General features: G+C 54.0%; 3 protein-coding genes and 2 pseudogenes. 2 read left to right on the top strand and 3 right to left on the bottom strand.

From position 1 onward, the window contains the following. Positions 1–141: 141 nt before the first annotated feature. Positions 142–1,869 (top strand): annotated as a pseudogene (locus tag AC13E3_RS00075) (Tn3 family transposase); the annotation flags it as partial. Here AC13E3_RS00075 and AC13E3_RS00070 read toward each other — a convergent pair. Then, positions 1,866–2,297: a transposase gene (locus AC13E3_RS00070; RefSeq protein WP_136629444.1), complete on the bottom strand. Its 432-nt coding sequence runs from the start codon at positions 2,295–2,297 to the stop codon at positions 1,866–1,868. The pseudogene AC13E3_RS00075 and the gene AC13E3_RS00070 sit on opposite strands and share 4 nt — an antisense overlap. Positions 2,298–2,422: 125 nt before the next feature. Here AC13E3_RS00070 and AC13E3_RS00065 point away from each other — a divergent pair. Next, positions 2,423–2,647 (top strand): annotated as a pseudogene (locus tag AC13E3_RS00065) (IS110 family transposase); the annotation flags it as partial. Between the two features lie 390 nt (positions 2,648–3,037). Here AC13E3_RS00065 and AC13E3_RS00060 read toward each other — a convergent pair. Further along, a complete protein-coding gene (locus tag AC13E3_RS00060; protein WP_092034169.1) occupies positions 3,038–3,421 on the bottom strand; it encodes a hypothetical protein in 384 nt (127 codons plus the stop codon). A 109-nt stretch (positions 3,422–3,530) separates the two neighbouring features. Further along, complete coding sequence (locus AC13E3_RS00055) at positions 3,531–4,220, bottom strand: VIT1/CCC1 transporter family protein (RefSeq protein ID WP_020742832.1); 690 nt, start codon at positions 4,218–4,220, stop codon at positions 3,531–3,533. Positions 4,221–4,511: the final 291 nt, after the last annotated feature.

Here is a 4,511-nt window from a genome sequence, read left to right as displayed (position 1 = left end):
CTGATAACCGTCTTGACTGACTGAATAGAGAGAATCGAGACTCTATTCGGCTGGATATTGTGGATACGTTCTCGGGCCGAACTGTGATTCGACGCGGCGGGGTCACTTGCTCAAAATACTTCTGCCGCGCAGACCCCTAGATTTCGTCGCTATGCACCACGGTTTCTGAACACACTCGCGATCGAAGGTGCGCAGTCAGCAGGACCGATACTCAAAGCAATTAACGCACTCCAACAACTGAACCGATCGAATAATCGGGGGTTACCAAACAATCTACCGATAGCCTTCGCTAGACCCAAATGGCGAAAGAGGTTGCAGCGCACAGACCGTCGAACTTGGGAAACTGCGATTCTTTTCGCTATTCGCGATGCATTTAGGGCAGGCGACATCTGGTTAAAAAATAGCCGTCGATATGCAGAGCCATCGAAAGAGTTGATACCGGTTAACGCCGTTGCAACGTCATCAGCACTGGCAGTACCGTTGGACCCTCTCGACTGGTTAACGCAACGGAAACAGGTGCTGGCTCAAGCATTTGAAGCCACAGGCGAAGCCGCACGCCGTGACCGGCTACCAAACGGGCTAATTCAAGACGGCGTACTCAAACTCTCCAAATTGGAGAAACAGGCGCCCGACAATGCCCATCAGCTAGTCATGGATTTGTACCGGCGTGTACCGCAAACACCGGTCACTGACATTCTGTTGTCGGTAGACCGTGAAATCGGGTTTACAGAAGCTTTCACAGATTTGCGAACAGGAGCGCCGTGTCGTGACCAAATCGGGCTCCTAACCGTACTACTCAGTGACGGCGTCAATTTGGGCCTTCGCAAGATGGGTGCCGTATCTACCACGCATTCTTTCTGGGAGTTGCTTAGGATTTCTCGGTGGCACGTACAAGACGATGGCTATCGGCAAGCACTTGCGATGATCGTAGACGCGCAAAGTCGACTGCCTATGTCCAAAGTCTGGGGGCCCGGAGAGTCCGCGTCGGCCGATGGTCAATTCTTCCGAGCCTCAGGGCCTGGCGAAGCCATGAATGTGGTGAACAGACGCTATGGCATAGACCCAGGGATAAAGGGGTATACCCATGTCTCCGATCAGTATGCTCCGTTCTCGACGCAAGCGATTCCGGCAACAGCACACGAAGCGCCTTATATTCTCGACGGACTGTTGTCGAATGACGCCGGACGGCGAGTGAAGGAACAATATGCAGATACCGGTGGGTTTACCGATCATGTGTTCGCCATGTGCTCACTGCTGGGCTACCGTTTTGCACCTCGTATTCGCGATCTACCGGCGAAACGCCTGTATGCATTTAATCCAAGCGAGGTACACAAGACACTGAGGCCGTTGGTTGCGGCCAAGATCAACGAAGACCTTATCGTACGCAATTGGCCCGACATCCTCCGGTTATCAGCAAGTGCAGCGGCAAACACAGTGAAACCCAGTCAGCTCTTAAAACGACTATCTGCTTACCCGCGACAGAATGAACTGGCTGTCGCCCTACGTGAGATCGGTCGAGTTGAACGATCGTTGTTTATGATGCAGTGGATGTTGGACGCTGAGTTGCAACAGCGCGTACAGATGGGGCTCAACAAAGGTGAGTCACACCACGCCCTAAAGCGCGCAATCAGTTTTCATCGTCGAGGTGAGATTCGTGATCGATCCTCTGAGGGACAACACTATCGAATTGCTGGGATGAATCTCATTGCGGCAATCATTATCTATTGGAACACCAAAAAGCTGGGGGAAATTGTCGAGACACTCACCAATGCCGGTGAGGCACCAAATCCCGATCTACTGCCCCATGTATCCCCTCTGGGGTGGGAGCATATCAATCTAACTGGTGAATACCATTGGCCCGATGCTTAGGGTGTCATTTCGCCCCCTCCCGCAAACAACCCCATGTTGACGGTACAGATCCGGCCACCGATTTCGGTCCGGAGCTGGCCCCAGTCATGCTGAAGCTGCTTGCCCGGCTGCGTCTCGTATCGAACCGTTTGCTTACTGGCTCGAAGGGGGCGCTTGGGTTGTATGTACTCGCGGACCAGCGTTGAGGAGCCGCTGTACCCTTGTTCCCGCAACTGCTGGAAAATGACCTCGGCGTTCCAGACCTCATTCGCCAACTGCTGATCGATAAAAGGCTTGAAGGGATCCAGCTTGCTGGGCCGGCGTGTTTTGGGCTTGCCCGTCGGTGGTGCTGGCAGGGCCAGATAACGTCGCACCGTGCGTTCTGAACAGCCAATCCGGTGGGCAATGTCCACGATGTGTGCCCCTTGTACCCGTAGTTGCTTTATCATGAGAAAGTCCTCTCGGCTTTGCATGAGTCTTTTCCTTTCAGGTTTCGTCACCTTCAAGAAAAGGCCATGCGGGTCGGGAGGACAATCTATCCTGACAATTTACGGACTTTTAGCACTGTTGCTGACAGCGCGGAGACAAATACCTGCGAACGTTGTTAATCCATGGCACGCGGGCGGTGATTGCCAAGCTGGCCAATAAAGATGACCGGCTCAGCCGCTGGGCAAAAGAGTTGGTGGAACGTCGCGGGTATAAGAGAGCCGCTGTCGCATTAGCGGCCAAGAATGCCCGGATTATCTGGGCGCTACTGATGAACCAAAGTGAGTTTAAAACACAGCCTGTAGAGGGCTGATAACCGAGCACCAACGACAGGCAGAACACGCCTGCCAGCCGAGTCCTGCAACGGCAAGCGATGACGGAACGGTCAGACCGAGAGTGATTGAACCTGATAAGCTTTGCGGCTGATACAAGCCGACTAACGAATGAGGTCACCACTCACACGCATCATCATCCTGGCCCGGGCAACAATGCCCACAAAGAGGCCGAATGTAGAGCTGCAGTCTCAAACCGCTTCGAATTCAAATGGCGTTGCTTGACCGCAGGGGGAGTCCATGTAGCTGAGCTTAGCGGCGCCCTTGTAATGGAGGCGAAGCCGCAATGAAAAGGGCGTCCGGCGGCCATCGGCCGCGTACTACAGCGACTTGTTGGGCGGGTCACAGTGGAAACTGAAGGATAGAGACTTTTATACCCCTTCCGGTATACCGGAGTTCCCGTCAAGTTTGGTGATCCGCCATTTTTCAGGGTCTTCCCTCTCAAAAGCGATGTCATAGTCGAACGTGTTCTCGACGCGGAGAAGGCACACACAAAATTCCTTCTTACGTGCTGACTCTAGTTCCCAAAGTCGACGGCCCAATGAGTTCAAAGCCTCGAACAAAGCCTTTTCCCGGAACGGATCAACTAAGAGAACCTCATCATGAGTAACTACTGAGGCGTTCGATCCGAAACGGCATTCCTGTGATTCAAAGCGCCAGTAAGCCTGCTTCCACGTAGGCGAGATCCGCTGTATGCCGGAAATAAATTCTTGCGCCAGTTCAACAATTACTTTCGCCGCTTTATCGGTTTTCACAACTTCTCCCTATGCGCCCAACGCCGCGCTCTGCGGCAAATTTGAAGCGCAGCGGAGAATTTGTCCGACAGCAGCGCCTTGTTAGGCGAGAGAATGCACCGCCAGAAAATCATACGGCCACACCGAAGAGCGCACCGACCCCAGCCGTCAAAGCCATTGCCAGAGCCCCCCAAAACGTGACCCGAGAGGCGGCCTTAAGAACAGGAGCGCCGCCGACTTTCGCTGCTAATGAGCCTAGTAAGGCAAGGAACACCAATGAACTGCCAGGGACGACCCACATAAGTAACCACTCCGGAAACGATAGGACGACACATAAGGGAAGGGCCGCACCTACCGAGAATGTGCCTGCCGACGCCAATGCAGCCTGAATTGGACGGGCCGTAGAGACCTCTGAGATGCCAAGTTCATCGCGTGCATGTGCCCCAAGTGCATCCTGCTTCATCAGTTGACTTGCTACGCTGTCTGCGAGCGCCCGGTCTAACCCGCGCCTGACGTAAATCTCGGCAAGCTCCGCATGCTCTTGTTCAGGCGCATCAGCCAGCTCGGCTTTCTCTCTGGCAAGGTCGGCCCCCTCCGTATCGGCTTGAGAGCTGACTGACACGTACTCACCTGCTGCCATCGACATAGCACCTGCAACGAGACCAGCTACGCCTGCGACTAACAAAGCCTTGGAGTCCGCCCCTGCTGCTGCCACCCCCAAGACCAGGCTCGCAGTAGATACAATCCCGTCGTTTGCACCAAGAACCGCAGCACGAAGCCAACCGATTCGATCTGTTTTGTGTCTTTCAGAGTGTCTCATGCGAAGTCCAAATATAAGGTGAGCAGTAGCGCCTAACGCCTGCATAAACGGCGGCTTTTGCGCAGCGAAGCGGAGAAAAAGCCGTCCGGTGGAGGCCCATCGGGCCGGAACGAATTTGATGCACTTGTTACAAGCTTACTCAAAAACCGGTGTAGTGGTTCAATGATTCCGGACACCAACGTAGGTGGTAATATCGCCACCATAAACGAGGTGTCTGATGACCAGAAAGCGACGTTCTTTTTCTCCTGAGTTCAAACAGGAAGCAGCCAGCTTGGTGCTGGATCAAGGTTA

It is taken from the genome of Marinobacter sp. L-80 (assembly GCF_056859395.1).
This window is presented reverse-complemented; position numbering and strand designations above follow the sequence as displayed.